The sequence below is a fragment of the Metabacillus sp. RB-C-LZQ-3-1 genome (assembly GCF_058315175.1).
On the sequence record NZ_JBZFLI010000027.1, the window covers coordinates 1 to 19,552 of the forward strand.

General features: G+C 36.9%; 14 protein-coding genes and 1 tRNA gene. 1 reads left to right on the forward strand and 14 read right to left on the reverse strand.

Annotated features, from left to right (window positions below; translation table 11 throughout):
* Positions 1 to 82 precede the first annotated feature (82 nt).
* The gene (locus tag AC4GZ8_RS24120; protein WP_491084426.1) at positions 83 to 2,377 is read right to left on the reverse strand and encodes a helix-turn-helix domain-containing protein; all 2,295 of its coding nucleotides are present in this window, start codon (positions 2,375 to 2,377) and stop codon (positions 83 to 85) included.
* Between the two features lie 638 nt (positions 2,378 to 3,015).
* Positions 3,016 to 3,894, reverse strand: coding sequence for a TolB family protein (locus AC4GZ8_RS24125; protein WP_491084427.1), 879 nt, complete (start codon positions 3,892 to 3,894; stop codon positions 3,016 to 3,018).
* 504 nt (positions 3,895 to 4,398) lie between these two features.
* Here AC4GZ8_RS24125 and AC4GZ8_RS24130 point away from each other — a divergent pair.
* Complete coding sequence (locus tag AC4GZ8_RS24130; protein WP_491084428.1) at positions 4,399 to 5,316, forward strand: aldo/keto reductase; 918 nt, start codon at positions 4,399 to 4,401, stop codon at positions 5,314 to 5,316.
* A gap of 374 nt (positions 5,317 to 5,690) precedes the next feature.
* Here AC4GZ8_RS24130 and AC4GZ8_RS24135 read toward each other — a convergent pair whose 3' ends face one another.
* From AC4GZ8_RS24135 to AC4GZ8_RS24190, 12 genes are all read right to left on the reverse strand, one after another.
* A complete protein-coding gene (locus AC4GZ8_RS24135; RefSeq protein ID WP_491084429.1) occupies positions 5,691 to 6,851 on the reverse strand; it encodes an iron-containing alcohol dehydrogenase in 1,161 nt (386 codons plus the stop codon).
* A 58-nt stretch (positions 6,852 to 6,909) separates the two neighbouring features.
* Positions 6,910 to 7,632, reverse strand: coding sequence for a FadR/GntR family transcriptional regulator (locus AC4GZ8_RS24140; protein ID WP_491084430.1), 723 nt, complete (start codon positions 7,630 to 7,632; stop codon positions 6,910 to 6,912).
* 198 nt (positions 7,633 to 7,830) lie between these two features.
* Complete coding sequence (locus AC4GZ8_RS24145) at positions 7,831 to 9,369, reverse strand: extracellular solute-binding protein (protein ID WP_491084431.1); 1,539 nt, start codon at positions 9,367 to 9,369, stop codon at positions 7,831 to 7,833.
* 145 nt (positions 9,370 to 9,514) lie between these two features.
* Positions 9,515 to 10,375 carry a carbohydrate ABC transporter permease gene (locus AC4GZ8_RS24150; protein ID WP_491084432.1) on the reverse strand — a complete coding sequence of 287 codons (861 nt, stop codon included), beginning with the start codon at positions 10,373 to 10,375 and terminating at the stop codon, positions 9,515 to 9,517.
* Positions 10,376 to 10,388: 13 nt separating this feature from the next.
* Positions 10,389 to 11,357 (reverse strand): ABC transporter permease, encoded by a 969-nt coding sequence (locus tag AC4GZ8_RS24155; RefSeq protein ID WP_491084433.1) that lies wholly within the window; start codon positions 11,355 to 11,357, stop codon positions 10,389 to 10,391.
* Positions 11,358 to 11,773: 416 nt separating this feature from the next.
* The gene (locus tag AC4GZ8_RS24160; protein ID WP_491084434.1) at positions 11,774 to 12,880 is read right to left on the reverse strand and encodes a Gfo/Idh/MocA family protein; all 1,107 of its coding nucleotides are present in this window, start codon (positions 12,878 to 12,880) and stop codon (positions 11,774 to 11,776) included.
* A 37-nt stretch (positions 12,881 to 12,917) separates the two neighbouring features.
* Positions 12,918 to 14,057: a Gfo/Idh/MocA family protein gene (locus tag AC4GZ8_RS24165; protein WP_491084435.1), complete on the reverse strand. Its 1,140-nt coding sequence runs from the start codon at positions 14,055 to 14,057 to the stop codon at positions 12,918 to 12,920.
* A 48-nt stretch (positions 14,058 to 14,105) separates the two neighbouring features.
* The gene (locus tag AC4GZ8_RS24170; protein WP_491084436.1) at positions 14,106 to 14,792 is read right to left on the reverse strand and encodes a GntR family transcriptional regulator; all 687 of its coding nucleotides are present in this window, start codon (positions 14,790 to 14,792) and stop codon (positions 14,106 to 14,108) included.
* 564 nt (positions 14,793 to 15,356) lie between these two features.
* Positions 15,357 to 15,428, reverse strand: a tRNA-Val gene (locus tag AC4GZ8_RS24175).
* Positions 15,429 to 15,634: 206 nt separating this feature from the next.
* Complete coding sequence (locus AC4GZ8_RS24180; RefSeq protein ID WP_491084437.1) at positions 15,635 to 16,645, reverse strand: TAXI family TRAP transporter solute-binding subunit; 1,011 nt, start codon at positions 16,643 to 16,645, stop codon at positions 15,635 to 15,637.
* Between the two features lie 277 nt (positions 16,646 to 16,922).
* Positions 16,923 to 18,110 carry a cystathionine beta-lyase gene (metC, locus tag AC4GZ8_RS24185; protein WP_491084438.1) on the reverse strand — a complete coding sequence of 396 codons (1,188 nt, stop codon included), beginning with the start codon at positions 18,108 to 18,110 and terminating at the stop codon, positions 16,923 to 16,925.
* Positions 18,097 to 19,221 (reverse strand): methionine biosynthesis PLP-dependent protein, encoded by a 1,125-nt coding sequence (locus tag AC4GZ8_RS24190; RefSeq protein ID WP_491084439.1) that lies wholly within the window; start codon positions 19,219 to 19,221, stop codon positions 18,097 to 18,099. Before AC4GZ8_RS24190 ends, metC begins: the two co-directional genes overlap by 14 nt.
* Positions 19,222 to 19,552 lie beyond the last annotated feature (331 nt).

The following is a 19,552-nucleotide window of genomic DNA, read 5'->3' on the forward strand; positions in this document are numbered from 1 at the left end:
AAACAAATAGAAAATGATCTATTTGTTCAAAGAAGAAAATGTACTTATTTGAATGTAAAGTTGAACAATTTTTCAATGTGGTTCAAGAGCTGGCTTGTCTATAACCTTTCGGTGTGACATGTAAGACCCTCTTAAAAGCCCTTCGAAATGAATGGGCAGAATTATAGCCAACTTCACTTGATATCTCCTCTATTGTCATATCGGTCTCTAGGAGCAACTTTGAAGCCTTATTAATACGGATTTTTTCAAGATAATCTGATACATATTCACCTAGTTTTTCTTTAAAGAGCTGGGAAACAAATTTTTCAGGAAAACCTACCTTTTCCGAAATTCGATATAATGATAAATCTGGATCATGATATTGATCTTCTAAAAAATCAATAATTAACTTAATTACCTGATCATTTGATTCCTTTTTTCTTTTATTAACCAAGCTACAATATTCATCAGCTATCGATTCAAATTCCTTCCAAACATGATTTATTCCAAGATTTAAATGAACTTGTAAAACTCTATTCACCAATTTGATCGAATTCTCGGAGCTTTGAGAAGTAGCCGAGTAACAAGCCTTTATCAGCGTGGATTTTATTTCTTCCAGTAATTGTTCCACAATCTTTGGTGATAGTTCTCTATCACCAAAATTCTCTTGAAAAATTTGTGTCATTATTTGTTTTATATCGTATGCTTCCCCTGTTTTCATCGCATTTATCAGTCGAAGTTCAAGATCCATTGGATAATAATACATACTTGTTTCTCTAGCCATATCTTGATACCAAAGTATCTCACTCTTTCTTATTTCAGCGAAGGTGGAATCTAATGCCTGCTTCGCTTCGGAATAAGAACGATTTATTTCTTTAAAATTTTGAAATGGTTTCCCTACATAGGCTGATATAGATATACGATAAGAATTAGCTACTGATGAACTAAGTTCTTTTAAAAGATGTTTTAACTCATCCGAGGCATTTATTTTATTTTCACGATTATCAGTTAAGATCATAACAATCTTATCTAAATTTAAATCCGTCATAATAATGGAGGGTTCTAGTTCTTTAATCGTTCGTTTAATGAGGAAACGGGATGCACTTAACTCATTATGAATTTCTTTATTCTCCATATCACCATAACCATTTATTTTTAAAATACATACATATCCAAACTCTCCTCTAAAGAGCACATTTAATTGTTCTGCCCTTTCAATCATACCTTCTTGATAATAAAATTCTCCACTTAGTAAACTTTTTATAAAGGAATCCTTCAATATATCTTTATGGTTCGTTATTTCTCTCTTTAAAAGTTTGTTATTAGATATTAACTTCGAAATATTACCATGTAAAAAGTCAAACTCATTATGATGTTTAGAAGTATCCGGACCAATTTGCTCTCTAACAACATCTATTAAGTTGTGGATTGGTGTACTATCACGGTAAGCAAGAATTAAACAGAGTAACATCCCTATGATAAGCGTGCTAAATGTAACAACCAAAGTTATTTGTTTGATAGCCTCCGCTTTTTCCATTAATCCTTCTTTAGGTATACCTGCAACATAATTCCATCCATTGAGATCAGACTGTATAGATAATAACATCGTTTCATCTTCTATTACTTCGTTAATTGAGCCTGTATCTTTTGTATACTTTTTGACAATTTCTTTAGCATGAGATTCATTAATACCCATTATTGTAATTAGATTTCCTTCTTTATCAGTGATAATGGCCCAGCCTCCATACTGCTTAGATATTCCTTCTAATAGTACATTTATTTTCCGCTGATCTATTGTCAAAACTGCTGTACCTAATGGTTGATTAAAACTATTGAAAGGAAGAGATTGAAGATATGTAATGACAGAAAGCTCCTTATTCTTACTCGTATATGAGCGAAGCGGGAGTATTTCGCCTTGATAATTTCCATGCAAAATAGTATTTTTCCAATGGACGAAGGAGAGATCATTATAATGGTAAGTTTCATAGAAGTGGTCAACTCTAAAAAAAACGGCACCCTCTTTTAGTACAGCATCATAATTTTTTAAATAAATATAAAAATCCTCTAAAAAATCGTTCGAATGAGTATATTTTGAAATAAAACGTGAGGTTTCTCTTAAGCTATAAATATCAATCGCATTAGATTCTGTTCTTGCCGTTAAATGTTGATTAAAATCCTCTAAAGCAATCTGTCTTGTAAATCTTTCAATCTCCATGATTCTGCTCTCTAAAATTTCTTTACTCTTGTTTAAAATCAATTTGCTCGTATCAATGGAGCTTGTCTTTGCAACATCAATTGACACTTGGTACGATATAAATCCGGTAATAAGTGGAAATATAAGAATAATAACATAAGATAATAAGAATCTTCTAAATACTTTGGTTGTTTTTGTTTTCAAGTACAAAGCCCCCCTTCCAAAAAGACAACGCTTTCATTTTGTGTGTATTTAAAAGAGGAATCACCATCCTGCCCCAACATTAAAAAGCTATCCTACCTTCATCTTATCACTTTTTTCTAATTATAAAAATAAAATTTAAGACCTAATCCTTTCTGCACTAAGGATAAAATTTCGTTTAATAGAAAAAAGTGTATGAGCTCCTTCGTATATTGGAGATCTTCCGGAACAATTGGCAGCACTAAACGTACAAATATTAATACACAACTTTTAACTATCGGAGCAGCAGTTTCTCGAAAGAGAGGGAACATATTTATCAAGCTTCAATGCCAGTGAGTTAACCATCGATAAGATCGTTGCAATGTGTGCGAGTTAATTGAAGCACATGGCTTCCAAAATTCGAAAGAGGTAAACAATATAGTAATTCATATTAATATTACTAGTATCATTAGGTATACGCATTACTGTCCAAAACGAATCAAGAACAAAAAAAGATCCAATCCTTTTTCTACCGAGGATTTGGCTCTTCTTTGTTTGATGATAATCCGTGAGGGATTCGATCGCACCCTACCATGTCAATAATGGGTGGGGAAAAACATAGGTAAATGTAATAAAACTGAGTTAAATAAGTATTAGTCCATTTATTTGAGCTCATACCTTACAAAAGCAATTTGTTTGCTATCTTTAGACCAAGAATTCACATTAATAGTACCTTGACCCCCAAACAGCTTTAGGAGCAAGCGGGAATCACCACCGGTACTTGACATTATTCGCAACTCAACGTCTTTATTAGCTGGGTGATCTCCAGGTTCGACATCCCCTTTACGATAAGAAATATACACTACTTTTTCACCATTTGGAGATACATGAGGAAACCAATTATTGCTTTCTTCAAATGTCATTTGTGTCTGTTCACTGCCATCAGCATTCATGCGCCATATTTGCATTAACCCAGAGCGTGTTGAATTAAACCAGATATGCTTACCGTCAGGAGAATATTCTGGACCATCATCAAGTCCCGGGAGGTCAGTTAACTGCTTTTCCACCCCACCGCTTGATGGGATTGTATAGATATCATACTGCCCGTTCCGTTCAGCACAGTAAGCCAATGTACTACCATCAGGTGACCAGCCGTGCAAATAGGATGGTGCCATAGGCGTAATGAGAGTCGGATTCCCCCCCTTCATCGGGAAAATATAAATGCGCGATTGACGGTCTTCCAAAGTATGATGACTAACCGCAATATGAGATTCGTCTGGAGACAAGACATGATCGTTGTTACAAAAAGTAGCAAATCCCGAATCTAGAACATTCGATTTGAGAGTAGTGATGTCAAAGGAGTAAATATAACCCCCACTGTTATAAATAAGCTTGCCATCACGAGTCCAATTTGGCGCTTCTATAACTTGATCAAATGTTGCCAACGTTCTTTTTACACCAGTTTCTACATTTAAGATTTCAAGAAAACTTTTTGTGTTTTCCCGTACCGGAAAATTAAATGGTTCTTTCAGTGTATTCATCCCTTTTTCTCCTTCTTTTTTAATTTTCACACCGTGGTATATGCTACTCGTTGAATTCTTAACAACATTGCTCCAGGTATTTTAAACGATACTAATAATCTCTTAAAACTAAAACCCAAATCTTTTAAATTGGACTTTTGACTATTGATTTTTATGCAAAAGCATACAATTTAGAGTACAATGGCCATTTATATTAGTGAAATATTATATAGTAAGTAAAGTTATTGTAAGTATCTTAAAAAATTTTCAGTACTATAAATATTTTCCTTACTTTATTAAAATAAAATTAGGTAATCAATAATACGATAATGTGGTTAACCGTATTTTTAAATTACCTATTTTATTCAATTGTGAATGAAGAAAGGAATTTAACTTAGTCATAGACATATGAGGTGGAAATAAAGAAAATGCCTTATTTTTTCACATTGAATAAGGTTTATATGTCACTACATGTAACTGACGCTTAATCTAGTACTCTATTACAAGAATAAGGAGATTATAATGATGAAAACAATTAAACTTGGAAACAGCATATTAGAAGTGCCAGCCGTTGCTGTCGGGTGTATGCGTATTAATTCACTTAAAAAAAATGAAGCTGAGAAATTTGTTCAAACAGCACTGGAATTAGGCGCTAACTTCTTCGACCATGCTGATATTTACGGTGGTGGAGAGTGTGAAGAAATTTTTGCAGATGCGATTCACATGAATGATGATATTCGTGAAAACATCTTTCTTCAATCGAAGTGTGGTATACGAAAAGGAATGTTCGATTTTTCAAAAGAACATATATTAGAATCTGTTGACGGAATTCTAAAACGATTAAATACAGATTACCTAGATGTTCTTCTTCTTCACCGTCCAGATACATTAGTTGAGCCAGAAGAAGTTGCAGAGGCTTTTGATACACTTGAAAGTTCAGGCAAAGTGCGTTATTTCGGTGTTTCCAACCAAAACCCAATGCAAATTGAACTCCTAAAAAAATCAGTTAAACAAACGATTGTGGCAAATCAGCTTCAATTAAGTATTACGAACGCAAACATGATCTCAAATGGTTTTAATGTGAACATGGAGAATGATTCTGCTATAAATAGAGATGGCAGCATTCTAGATTACTGCAGACTACACGATATCACGATTCAGCCTTGGTCTCCTTTTCAATATGGATTTTTTGAAGGTGTATTCCTTGGAAACGACAAATTTCCGGAATTGAATGAAAAGATTAATGAAATCGCCAACAAATATGAAGTTAGCAATACTACTATTGCAATCGCATGGCTATTACGCCATCCGGCAAATATGCAACCAGTTATCGGCACGATGAATATAAACAGGTTAAAAGATTGCTGTAATGCAAGCGACATACATCTTTCGCGTGAGGAATGGTATGATATCTTTCGTGCAGCAGGCAATGTACTGCCTTAATCATCTATTGATTAATCTTTACATAAGTATAAATAGACTAAACAAAGCACCCCTTACTTCTTGACTAAGAAGTAAGGGGTGCTTTGTTTTACAAACTTATCATCATTTCAGTACCTTATCTTTACTGAAAGTAATTGATGACTGTAGTATTCAATTTTGTTCTGTAAATCCCCCGTATAACTTCATTAGACTTCTTACTTTATTTTATTGTCCTTTGTATATATTACCTTATTCCAGCTTTCCTTGCTCCAATTATATCGTGTTTTCATCTCTACTCATTATCGTTATTGAAAACCTTCCAATCATTTCACCATACATTATAATCGGACAAATTCAAATTGAGCTTGAGCCAATTTCCTCATCTCTTTAGTCTCTTATAGGACTCCATGGTAAGCATTTTCAATTATTGCTTTTATATCTGTTGCTTTAGTTAATCTTGGATTAATTAAAACGTTTCCACTTCTCATCGAGTCTTCGACAAGCTTTGGTAATTTATCTAAAGTGACTCCCAATTCTTTAATATTTAAAGGAATATTTAATTGTTTATTTAAGTGAATCACAGCATCAATGGCTGATTCTGCCGCTTGTTGAACAGTTAACTGACTTGTATCCACACCTAACGCTCGTGCGATATTAGCCATTTTTTCAGGGCAAGCTGGTAAATTAAATTTCAATACGAATGGTAATAATGTGGCATTAGCTATACCGTGGGGGATATTAAAAACACCGCCAAGCGTATGTGATATGGCATGAACATTCCCTAAACGAGATTGAGAAAAGGCTGCACCGGCCAACATTGAAGCCACGAGCATATTCTCACGGCTGGAAAGATCACTTCCAACGAAATAAGCTTTTTCTATATTTTTCGCTATCATCTCAATCGCATAAAGGGAAAATGCTTCACTTGCAGGATTTGTCGTTTTTGATGTATACGATTCAATCGCATGAGTGAGCGCATCCATTCCAGTTGCAGCAGTAATATCACTTGGTAGATTAATAGTTAATTGAGCGTCAAGAAATGCATAAGTTGGAAAAAGAAATGGACTAATGACAGCTGCTTTAAAATGAGTTTTCGTATTTGTTACAATTGTAGAAGCTGTCACTTCACTTCCTGTTCCAGCTGTAGTAGGGATTACTGTTAATGGAAGACCAGGATTTGATATCTTGCCAACTCCCTCGTAGTCTAAAATATCACCTGTATTACCGGCCATTATCGCAATTGCCTTAGCAGTATCAATGCTACTACCCCCTCCAACAGCTAAAACACTATTCGGGTTATATTCCTTTAAAAGTTGAACCCCTAACATAATATTCTCTGAAGTTGGGTTAGGAACGACCTCATCGAATGTCTCATAAGAAATCGACGACTTATGTAAAGAGCTTTCAATTGATTCTAAAACACCAGCATTTTTTACTCCCTTGTCCGTCACTAAAAATACTTTTTCATGACCCATCGATTGAAGAAAGCTACCAATACTATTGGATATCCCTCTTCCCACTTTTACCGTAGTGGGAATAAAAAAGTTAAAATTCATATTAAACCGCTCCTTGATCATCAATTGGTCAACCAAAATGAACAGAAAAGGCAGGCTTCTACTGCCTCTTATTAAATTCTTCAATCTCTTCAATTAACCTTCGAGTTGCATCCTCCATATGTTCCCTCATGGCTTTTTCAGATGCCGCTACATCTTTCTGAGATACTGCTAAATAGATATTTAAATGATCTTGATAAGAAAAATCTGTATCGGTAACCTTACTCATTACAAGTTTTATCCAAGTTCTTAGAAGTGTTTGAATACTCATAAATATACTCTTAAAAACTGAGTTCTTAGACATTTCTACCAGTTTTAAATGGAAAGCAATATCGAGTTCAACAAAATCTTCTACTGATGAATCTTTAAGCTTTTTTAAAATAACCTCTAACTCCTTAATTTCTTCTTCGGTGCAACGCTCTGCAGCAAATTTCACAATGGAGATTTCTACTTCTTTCCTCGCTTCAATAATATCCATTATATGCTTTTCACCTAAAAGCAATCCCCATTCAATTGACTCTAGTAAGAACCCTGAATTTGCTTTTGTAAGATATGTGCCGTCTCCTTGTCTAACTTCAAGGATCCCTAATACATTAAGCACTTTAATCGCTTCTCTAATAGATGATCGGCCAACATCTAGTGCTTCTTGTAGTTGGCGTTCAGTAGGCAATTTTTCTCCTGGTTGAATACTTCCGGAAAAAATATAGTCTAATAATTTTCTCGTCAATTCTAACACGATTGAATTTTTCTTTATTGGTTCAAACTGAAATGTATTTGTCTGCATTGTTCAATTCCTTCTCTCATTTATCGATACCAAGACTCTAAATGATTACCCATAGAATATGAAAAGCATCGTAACCAAAGGTAGTCAAAGAGGTGATACCCCTTTAGAAATGTTATTTATGGTGATAGTTAAAAAAGGAAAGGAACCACTTTTCCAAAAGATAAAAAGTGGCTCTAGAAATTAAAATTGGCAAACAAATTATTTCTTATTTTGAGCATTGTAATTCTTTACATACTCATCATAAACCGCCTGTCCTCCCTGCGCCATGTACTGATCAACCAATGTTTTGTACAGGCTGTCTACTTCTGATGGCTTAGCAGCAATTAATTTTGCAAGCATCTGAGCAGAGAGATTCTTAAGCGAGGCATTGTATTTCGCATCGGCAGAATTCGGTGTCGAATAGTAGTAAGGAGGATAGTAATCCACAGACCCCACCTTTAATGCATTCTCTACTTCCTTTTCAAAACCTGGATATCCTGCAGAGATAGCTGCAACGTTCTTCTCTGGATCACCTAGCTCGATACCGTTTGAAAGGATATCATAGTCAAGGTTGTTTGCAACAGTCATCATCTTCTCACCTGAATTTGTCGTTCCTGTCTGTACTGGAACACCATTGACCATGTTGTAATCTTCGCCTTCCTTACCATTCTGAAGGAAAAGGGTTACCTCCGGGTCAGCCATCCAGTTAAGATATTTTATTGCAAGGTCAACATTTTTACTTGCTTTCGGTATAAGTATATACATACCATTAGGAGCGTAACCTGCCTTCGGATGTTTTCCTGCATCATTCATCCAAGGATCAATAGGCACAAGTTCTGCACCAGGGACGTTCTTTTTAAGATTGGTAAGGGTACCAGGAGCTGTCCTGAACGGACCATCCCAGTTCGAGGTAAATGCTCCAACTTTCCCATTGGAAACATCTGCATCTAACTGTTTTGCATCTTTGTCCGTAGCGAAACCTTGGCTAATCAATCCTTCATTATACATCTTGTTCATATATTGAACAGCTTGTTTAAATCCTGGTAAATTCCAGTTGTCCTGGTAACCTGGACTTGTCTGAAGTGTAGCAAACTCTTTTTCAGACAGATCAGATGGTTTAAAGGCTTCTGGTATATAACCTAACCCTGGATATGCAGGTTGAAGTGCATATCCATAAGGAATAACACCGCTTACATTTCCGGGATTCTTCTCTTTGAATGCAACCATAGTGTTATAGAACTCTTCTGGTGTAGTAGGAACAGGTAGACCTAGTTTATCGAGCCAGTCTTTACGGATAAATGTATTCATTCCCAGAAGTACAGTTCTCTTACCTGGTATTGCATACTGTTTACCGTTAAACTTACCATACTTTAATAAATCTTCCCCAAGATAATTTGTGAGGGTAGATCCATGCTCCTTAAGAGCTGAATCAAGTTCTGCCAATCCACCTTGTTGTGCATAATTATAAACAACACCCTGGTTGTAAGTGAAGACGATATCAGGTGCCTCACCTGCTGCCATCAATACATTTAACTTGTCTACCTCCTGTGTTCTAGGAACTGGAACAAACTTAACTGTTGCATTATACTTCTTGCCGAAAGTTTCGTTGATATACTTTGTCCAGTAGTTATTATTCAAATCTGGCTGTCCAGGTTTACCTCTGTCAAAAACTTCAACAGTTAAAGTTCGATGTTCTGTTGTATCCTCGGTTGTACCACTTTGTTTGCCACTTGATTCGTTACTCTGACAACCGACCAAAGCAGTAGCAAGTGCCAGCGCAGTCAAAGAAGCAAAGAAAGACCTTAGTTTCTTTACCTTCATAAAAAATCCTCTCCCTTTGTAAATTTTAATTTTTTATATAAATTTGCGAATAGATTAAAATAACCAATTTCACAAACCCATATTAACCTTTAGTTGCACCAAGAGTAATCCCGGATACAAAGTATTTCTGGAGCCAAGGGTACACTAGAAGAATTGGAACTGTACCAAACATAATACTGGCTGCTTTCAGTCCCTCTGAAGGAAGATTTAAGTTAACATTCTCTCCAGCCATTTGTTGTGAAATATTGATCACATTGTACAGCTTAAGCTGTATTGTATATAGATTTTCGTCTGTAATATAGAAAAGAGCGTCCTGAAAATAATTCCATCTGAATACCGCGTATAATAAAGCAATTGTGGCAAGTGCCGGCTTGGAAAGAGGCAGCATGATCTGAAGCAGCACCTGCAGATCATTGCATCCATCAAGGTAGGCAGCTTCCTCAAGGCTTTCCGGCAAGTTCTCAAAAAACGATTTCAAGATAATCATATTGAATACGCTCATCATACCCGGTAGAACCAGAGCATATGGGGTGTTCAACAGATTTAGGTCCTTTACAAGCATATAATCCGGAATCAAACCACCGCTAAAATACATGGTAAACACCATCACTAACAATATAACTTTTCTTCCCTTGAGCCTTTTTCTACTCAACGCGTACGCTGCCAAAACGGTGACCGTCAATGCAAGGAGAGCATATACCAGGACCAGAATGACAGTGTAAAACAATGAGTACAACATACCAGCGTCAGTAAATACAACTTTATAGGCTTCTATATTAAAGTCTATAGGGTATATAGTAACTAACTGGGATATAATCGCCCTATTGGAACTAAGTGAAGCCGAAAGCACATATAGAAAAGGAACTAGGCATACAAACACTGCTATTAAAACAATAAATGCTGCTGTATAGTCAAAAACTCTATTTCTTAATTTTTGTGACATTGTAAGTCCCCCCTTACCATATTCCTTTCCCGCCTAATTTCTTAGTAATAAAATTGGAAGCTAACAGAAATATTAAGCAAATTACGGATTGGAACAGACCCACAGCTGCACCAATTGAAAAATTTGCCGATTGAATACCTACACGGTAAACATAGGTACTGATAACGTCACCATAATCCATAACAAGGTTGTTTTGCAGCGTGAATGGACGGTCGAAATTAATGGCCATAATATTACCGAGCTGCAAGATTAGAAGGATCGCAATGGTCGGTCTAATACCCGGCAGAGTAATATGCCAAATTTTTCTTAGCCTTCCTGCGCCATCCACGTCAGCAGCCTCATATAGCTCTTTGTCAATTCCTGTCATAGCAGCAAGATACAAAATTGTCCCCCACCCTGCACTCTGCCATACTCCAACTAAAGAATAAGTTCCAATCCATGCAAATTTATCTGTTAGAAACGGTAAAGCCTCGCCACCCATACGGGTAATTAATGAGTTAATCATTCCTGTAGGTGAAAGCAACTGAGAAACAATCCCTCCGATAATAACCCAGGACAGGAAATGCGGCATATACAGTATTGTCTGACTTATCTTCTTAAACCTTTTAAATACCAGTTCATTTATTAGGATAGCTAATATAATTGGTGCCGGAAATCCTACAATTAAATCCAAGCCGTTAAGCACCAATGTGTTTCTAACAACCTGATAAAATTGTGGCGATGCAAATATTTCCTTGAATGTTGCAAAATTATTCCATTGACTCTCGCTCAAACCCGAAAACATGTTGTAATCCTTAAAGGCTATCTGTATACCATACATGGAGCCATATTTAAATAACAATATATAGGCCACAGGGATAATTAACATGAGATAGAGTACAATATCGCGCTTAATATAATAAAGGAATCCCTTCTTCTTTTGCAGAGGTGTTACTATGGTATTCTTTTTATTCAGAGCAAGATCATTTTCCATTCCTTTCATAAACTACAACCTCCGTTCTACTAAATAGAATCGTTTCCTTAATTTACTCGAGAATGAACGACATTTGGCGCATTCCCTGTTCAAAAGCACACTTGATTATGTAATCCATCTGCCATTCGTAGTTATTGTATTAGGTCACTAAGTTTAGAGACCTCATTCATGAGAATAAGCTCTTAATCGGAATATAGACAGAATTGCGGAGTTCAGCATCAAGGTATAATCCTTAAAGAACGAATTTTGTGTTGATTCACGCTATTATTTTTCAATGCTTTTTTAGAAGTTTCGAAGTTTCATTAGTTGCATTCTAATCACACTAGTATGCTAGTATGGTTAAGTAGAGAGCTCTAATTACTTCCTAGATCACGATTGAAGATTCCCTTTTGCTATTTTTCCGTTTATTTCTCTAGTGTAAAATGTTATGAGTTTGTTTTCATTTTTTGATCTGATGTTTCATCAATAACTTCGGCCTCTTCTTGGGCTATAATGCATAACTCTGCCGCCTTGAATGCATGAGCTTGCGTCATAGCATGTTCAGTTCCGTTTAAACAATCGAGAATAAATTCACCGAAGTACGGAAATCCGACCCTTCCGGTTACCTGCATATGCTTTTCACCTTCATGGTTGACTAAATATACATGATCAGCGGTGCTCTCTCTGCCGATATCTATATATTTCCGAATCTCTATATATCCTTCTGTTCCTAAAATCACAACTCGTCCATCTCCCCATGTTCCAAGTCCATCAGGTGTAAGCCAGTCTACACGAAAATAGAAGGTAGCCCCATTATCGGCTACAAGAGTGGCATCACCAAAATCCTGGAAAGATGGATAGTCTTTAAACTTGTAATTTGCCACTTTACTATGAAGGACTGTTGCATCTTTTGCACCTGAATAAAACAAAAATTGCTCGATCTGATGGCTTCCAATATCACATAAAATTCCACCAAAAGATTCAGGATCAAAAAACCAGTCTGGGCGGCTGTTCACGTTCGCTCGATGGGGACCAGTTCCAATTACTTGGACCACTCTTCCTATAGCGCCTTCTTCTATAAGCTGTCCTGCAAACACAGCACTTTCGACGTGGAGACGTTCACTATAGTAAATCCCCCATTTCAGTCCTGTCTCAGCTGTTTTTTGCTGAGCTTTTCTTAGTTGTTCTCTTTTTGTGAATGCTGGTTTGTCGACAAAGTAGTGTTTACCATGCTCCAGTACCTTCAAGCCTAAAGGACCTCGATCCGAAGGAATACAAGCACTTGCTATCAACTTAATTTCAGGATTTTCAAGAATTTCTTCTCCTGATGATGCTGCCTTAACTCCAGGATATTTTTCACAAAAGGCTTTTACCTTCTTAGTATCTGGATCATATACATGGGTTAATTCCCCTCCTGCTTCAATTAATCCATTACACATCCCATATATATGACCATGATCCAACCCAATGGCTGCGAAAAGAAATTCTCCCTCTTTCACTACTTTAGAAACATGACCTTTCGGTGCATAATTCATTCCATCCATTTTATCCATTTGGTTTCCTCCGCATCTTTTCAAATTAAAACAATTTTTATAGACTTATAGAGTTAGTTCCGAAGTTTTCAATGGCTTTTGTTTTTTCATAGAACTTAACTGATTGTTTTAACACCCCCTCTCTAGTATAAAAAGGACTATCCTCCTTTAATGGCAGTTTCACTGTTTTTCCAAAGCTTGCCGATTCATAAATCGCTGTAATTAATTCAAGTGTTTTTCTGCCTTGATATCCATCAATCATAACTTCTTCATTATTTTCAATTGCTGTTAACACATTGTGAATCTGTCCAGGATGTCCTTCATATGGAATATCCGGAAGTGCATCGTAGGCACGTTGAATTTCTTCTTCTAATTGAGTATCTTCCTCAGGAAACCCATTTTCTTTGGATTTTGATGCTTTTAATTTCCAAGGTGATGAAATTCGGGCATTTTTCCCTTGAAAAATTAATTGCTGTTCCTCACCATGATGGACGACAGAACTTGTAATCTGTGCCAAACACCCGCTATTGTATCGTCCAATAGCAATCGAGATGTCTTCTACTTCCGCATTATCATGAGAGGTATTACTCATAACAGCCGTTATTTCAGATGGCATCCCATTCATCCATTGGAATATATCGATATGATGAACAGCATGATTCAATGTGGGACCGCCGCCTTCTTTTTCCCAAGTTCCTCGCCACCATAAATCATAATAGCAGTGACCTCTCCACCAAAAGGAATCCACTTGTACGTGTACAATTGGCCCAATCAAATCTTGTTCCAGTATGTGTTTTAACTTCATCATTGGGTTAAGGAAACGGTTCTGAGCCACAACCGATAAGATTTTGCCGTTTCTGTCAGCCGCTGCATTCATAGCATCACATTCTTCCAATGAAGAAGCCATTGGTTTCTCCACCAAAACATGTTTACCTGCATCTAAGAAATCAATGGCTATTTGAGCATGTGTGTATGGGGGGGTACAAACGGAAACCAAATCAATATCCTTCCGATCCAGCAATTCCTTGTAATCTTTAACCGTTACAGCTTCGAGATTATATTCGTTGACAAGTTCAGCTGCCTTTTCCTGATAAATATCTGATATGGCTACAATTCTACATTTCTCTGGAAATTCCAAATATCCCTTAATATGTGCGGGCGAAATAGCTCCTGCCCCAATAATCGCTACATTAATCAATTTTCTGCCTCCTTAAAGATATTTTCCAATGGTCGTAGACCCTAAGACTTAATCAAAATAATTAGGGTACTTTTCCTTTAAAACTCTTTTTTCTATTCCCACTAACTGCAAATGCTCTGTAATCACCTTCTCTACAGAATCTGCGTCTCTACTCTTAATAAGGTTAAAAATCTGTTCATGCTGATAAATAATAAAATCCCATTCCATCCCTGAGGATGTACGCAAAGTTCTTAATCTTTTAAAGTGGGTGTTCATCTGCTGCAAAACTACCCATGTTTTGCTTTTCTTACAGCCGTCAAAAAGGATTTGATGAAATTGATCGTCTAATTCATAAAGTCTAGTAAAATTTTTCTTAGCATCGAATAATTTCTGCATGGCAATATTGGTTTCTAATTGGATAAAATAATCCTCAGGAAAATGTTCACAAGCAAGTCGAGCAATTCCTCTTTCAATGTTTTCCCTCATAAACCTAGCTTCTTCCACCTGTTCTAGATTAATCCTTGATACAAACGTTCCTCTTTGAGGATAGATTTCCAATAACCCTTCTTGCGCTAGCTTTTGAAATGCTTCCCTAACTGGTGTTCTGCTTACTTGTAATATTTCACTTATTTCCTTTTCAGAAATCTTTCTTCCAGGCTCGAGTTCTAATTTTAAGATTTGGGTCTTTATTGCCGTATAAACATGATCCCTGATAGACCCTTTATTATTTATTTTTGTTTCCGATAATAAATTCATGCTTCACCTCCAATAGACCACCTATTCATATAACTTGCGCGTATGTATACTACCACACCAGCTGATAGCTAGTAATGCGCCCTTTATTACTCTTAAATGATTGATAACGCTTACAAACACTCGTGAAAAAATCACTCTTGAACCACACTAGTATAGTTAAAATACTAGTACACCAAGAATTATATAATGATTTCCCAAATATTCCAATGAGAATTTTGAATATTTTTAATATTCTACACAAAAAGTGAAAATCTCCAAAAATTCGAGAATATTCTATTTAACATGTTTACAAAAAACGCATAACAGCTCCTCCGACAAATAGAGGCAGTTTTCACTTTTTAGATACACTACAAATTGTACTAATGCTAAATTAAAAATGTTAATGGAGAGCTTGAAAATGAAAATTAATTAGAGTAAATTGGCTCGGACATGGGAGTTGATCGGAGGACGATTGATAAATACCTTAATGGCTACGAGCCGAAAATATCCGTTAACGGACATTTTAGTAAAATAAAATAAGCTCCAAACCCTTATCTAGCAAGGGTTTGGAGCTTTTCAATTCGATGATCCGAGAGGGATTCGAACCCCCGACCCCTACCCTGTCAAGGTAGTGTTCTCCCACTGAACTATCGGATCAATATTTGATTTTATGTAACACTTAAAGCTACATATTCTATTATATTCAGTTAATCACTTTAAGTCAATACCTCTTCTCTATCACTGTTCGACTTATTTCCCAGAAAATATTTGAATCATGTCAAAATGGGAGTGGCGATATGACAAACCTCTTCCATTTTGACACGATTCTCATCATTCCTTTTCAAATTTAAACCTTTTTGCTTCTATTGAATGCCTTTTTCTTCAAAATACTTAGCTGCACCTGGATGTAGTTCCAGGTTTCCTAGTCCTTCAAGAGCTGTTTCAGGTGTGATAAATTCGCCCTTAGCATGTGTGATTTTATCTGTGTTTTCGAATAAGGATTTTGTCATCTCATAAACTAGTTCCTCATCTAAGTCGTCAGTAACTACTAACATCGCTTTTACTGCTACTGTATTTACATCTGCTTCAATATTATATGTTCCTGCCGCAACGGTATCTTTCGCATAGTATGGATACTGATCAATTAACGCTTGGATTTTGTCATCCTCTAGCGGGACAATTACGATATCATTTTGAGCTGATAATGCTTCTACTGCTCCTGTTGGAGTTCCAGCTGTAATAAATGCTGCATCAATTGTGCCTGCTTGAATACCATCAGTTGATTCATCAAATGATAGATTTTGCGGTTTGATATCTTTATCTGTTAAACCGTGAACCTCTAATACTTGCATCGCATTAATATAAGCTCCGGATCCAGGTGCTCCTACTGAAACAGCTTTGCCCTTTAAGTCTTCAACTGATGTAATGCCGCTATCTTTCGTTGTGACAAGCTGAACTGTTTCCGGATACAAAGATCCGATTGCCTGAATATTGTCAATGGCGTTTCCTTCAAACATTTCTAGTCCATCAATTGCGTATGCCGCAATATCTGTTTGTGAAAAGGCGATTTCTGCTTCACCCGCCCTTAAGGTTTCCATGTTCTCAGCTGATGCACCTGATGTTTGTGGTGTAATGTTGGCATTTGTGTTGTCTGTGATGATTTTCCCAATTTGGCCCCCGAGAGGATAGTACGTTCCACCTGTACCTCCTGTTAGTAGGCTTAAATCTTGCTTTTCACCTGAATTGCTTTCGGTTTCTGTCGTGCCTTCTTCCCCATTTGCATTCCCAGAATCAGTTCCGCTGCTACAAGCAGCAAGGACCATCATGAACGAAAGGACGAAGATAAACAACAAGCTATGGCGCGTTTTTTTCATCTCTGTTCCCCCTTTTATAAAATTGAGTTAAAGCGCAAGCTCTCTTTTATATATGATGGAATGATGCTGTACATGCATATGAATCTCAATCCTTTTTCCTATTTATCCCACTTTGAAGGAAAGCTAGCTCTCTAATATTTCGATGTAGTATCTTATTCCTAATACAAGAACTCTATAGTTTGTAACGAATATCAAGCTTATTATTTGGTAAACCTCCTCCCTCTTTAATTATATAAATACAAAATAGAACTGACCCTAAAAGAGTCAGCTCTATCCTTTAAACATTCACATTTTCACTTTTCTTTACAGCCGGAACCTTCTCCAGAGCTGCATCGAAATCCTTAATCAAATCTTCAACTTTTTCTAATCCTACACTTAACCTCAGCAACCCATCAGAAATACCTCGTTTTTCCCGTTCTGCTGGCGGCATTGCTGCATGTGACATTTTCGCTGGATACGAAAGGATCGATTCAACCGCACCTAAGCTTACCGCAAAAACTGGGAGCTGAACATTCTCAACTAAAGTCCTTACAGCATCCCCATCTGCTAATTTAAATGATAACACTGCTCCTGGCCCGTCTGCTTGATATCGCTGTGTATCATGCCCTGGATGGAAGCTTAATCCAGGGTAGTACACCTCTTCTACTTTTGGATGCTCTGATAAAAACTCGGCGATCTTCAACGCTGATGCTTGTGATTGCTGCAGGCGAACATGTAGTGTTTTTAAGCCTCTAAGGACTAACCACGCATCCTGTACGCCAAGTACTGCTCCAAATGCATTTTGCAACTTATATAAACGATCTCCCAATTCCGGGTCCTTAACTACAGCAAGACCTGCTAGGACATCACTATGACCTGCCAGAAATTTCGTTGCACTGTGAAGCACAACATCTACACCTAGCTCCAATGGTCTTTGAAGCTCTGGTGTTAAAAACGTGTTATCCAAAAAGGTTAAGCAATCATTTGCTTTTGCTAAATTCACGATGCCTTGAATATCTGTTACCTTTAGCAATGGATTTGAAGGTGTTTCCATATAGATGACCTTCGTGTTTGGTCTGATCTCAGATGCAACCTGATGAAGATCTGTCATATCTACAAACGTATGCTCAATACCAAAACGAGTTAAAACATCTGTAATAATACGAAATGTTCCCCCATACACATCCTCTGTCACCAATACGTGATCACCTTGTGATAATAATAAGAATGCGGTAGAAATAGCAGCCATTCCTGAAGAAAACGCTAAGCCTCTTGATCCGCCTTCAAGCTCTGCAATAGCTTGCTCTAATGCTTCCCGCGTTGGGTTTCCTGACCGTGCATAATCATACTTTCCAAATTCATCAATATTAAATTGATGAAAGGTTGAGGAATGGTGGATGGGCACACTTACCGATCCTGTGCTGCGATCCACTTTCGATTCATTATGAAGTAATTTTGTTTGAAATGACCAATCATGATTGCTCAACTGTTACCGCTCCCTTCATTGCCTTAAATGCTTGTGTTAAGTCCTCAATAATATCCTCAGCATGCTCAACACCTACTGAAAAACGCAACAATCTGTTACAGACACCATTTGCAATTCGAATGTCCTCCGGGATATCCATGTGAGTTTGAGTAGCTGGATACGTAATGAAGCTTTCAATACCACCTAAGCTTTCTGCAAACGTAATAGTTTTCAAGTTTTTCAGGAAAGGATTTACCCATGTTTCATCTTGTAAACGGAATGAAAGCATGCCGCCTTTTCCCGGATACAAAACATCTAGGACATCTGGATGCTCCTCTAAAAACTGTGCAACCTGCCCGGCATTTTGTTGATGCTGTCTCATACGAAGGGATAATGTTTTCATTCCTCTCATTAATAACCATGAATCAAATGGTGATAAAACCGCTCCGATTGCATTTTGATGCTGGAAGAACTCTTCACTTAATTCTTGACCTTTTGTCACAACTAAGCCAGCAAGAACGTCGTTATGTCCGCCTAAATATTTTGTTGCACTATGAATGACAATATCCGCTCCATCTAAAATAGGTGTTTGAAGCACTGGAGTGTAGAATGTATTATCAACAATGACTAAAATTTCATGTTTTTTGGCAATAGCTACTAATTCCTTAATATCTGCTTCCTGCATTAATGGATTTGTTGGTGTTTCAATGAATAGAGCTTTTGTCTTATCATTAATCCGTTTTTCCGTTTCTGCAGGATTTGTGAAATCATCATACTGGAAAGATAATCCGTACTTTCTCCACTCTCTTTCAAACAAACGGTATGTTCCCCCATATAAATCAGAGGATACGATTAATTCGTCGCCACTTTGGAATAAAGCCATGATCGTTTGAATTGCTGCCATACCTGAACTAAAAGCAAATCCTCGATCTCCATGCTCTAAATCAGCAATCGCTTGCTCTACAAGTAATCGAGTCGGATTTCCTGTACGTATATAGTCAAACCCTGTCGATTCTCCAATCCCAGCATGGCGATAAGCTGTTGAAAAATAAACTGGTGGATTAACAGTACCTGTTACTTTTTCACTTCGATTTCCAATTTGCGCTAATTTCGTTTCGATTCGTTTGCTCATGTTTGTGTCACTCCTAAAGTTTGAATTATTGATTATGGACATGAGAGAAAGCGTTCTGAGGCAAAATAAAAAGTCTTCCTCGTTAAGAAGAAGACTTTGCTGTTATTTAAAGTTCGCTTCTTCTTATCTCTCAAGCATAAAGCTGGTGTGGCTTGCTGGATTTAGCACCTTGGCACTCGTGGAAGATCTTAAATAGGAATTTGTTAACTTAATATTTACTTATTCACTAGAAGCTACATAAATTGTATATGGGCTTTTTAAAAGCACTCAAGTGCTTGCGGCTTGCGATGCAAGCCAGCGACAGATGATGGAAAATGCTTCGAACAAACAA

What these genes read in the sequence shown, in the direction of transcription:
- AC4GZ8_RS24155 (WP_491084433.1), bottom strand. Translation starts at nt 11,357, where the DNA reads ATGAAAGGAATGGAAAATGATCTTGCTCTGAATAAAAAGAATACCATA.
- AC4GZ8_RS24125 (WP_491084427.1), bottom strand. Translation starts at nt 3,894, where the DNA reads ATGAATACACTGAAAGAACCATTTAATTTTCCGGTACGGGAAAACACA.
- AC4GZ8_RS24130 (WP_491084428.1), top strand. Translation starts at nt 4,399, where the DNA reads ATGAAAACAATTAAACTTGGAAACAGCATATTAGAAGTGCCAGCCGTT.
- AC4GZ8_RS24190 (WP_491084439.1), bottom strand. Translation starts at nt 19,221, where the DNA reads ATGAGCAAACGAATCGAAACGAAATTAGCGCAAATTGGAAATCGAAGT.
- AC4GZ8_RS24135 (WP_491084429.1), bottom strand. Translation starts at nt 6,851, where the DNA reads ATGAATTTTAACTTTTTTATTCCCACTACGGTAAAAGTGGGAAGAGGG.
- AC4GZ8_RS24150 (WP_491084432.1), bottom strand. Translation starts at nt 10,375, where the DNA reads ATGTCACAAAAATTAAGAAATAGAGTTTTTGACTATACAGCAGCATTT.
- AC4GZ8_RS24170 (WP_491084436.1), bottom strand. Translation starts at nt 14,792, where the DNA reads ATGAATTTATTATCGGAAACAAAAATAAATAATAAAGGGTCTATCAGG.
- AC4GZ8_RS24160 (WP_491084434.1), bottom strand. Translation starts at nt 12,880, where the DNA reads ATGGATAAAATGGATGGAATGAATTATGCACCGAAAGGTCATGTTTCT.
- AC4GZ8_RS24180 (WP_491084437.1), bottom strand. Translation starts at nt 16,645, where the DNA reads ATGAAAAAAACGCGCCATAGCTTGTTGTTTATCTTCGTCCTTTCGTTC.
- AC4GZ8_RS24140 (WP_491084430.1), bottom strand. Translation starts at nt 7,632, where the DNA reads ATGCAGACAAATACATTTCAGTTTGAACCAATAAAGAAAAATTCAATC.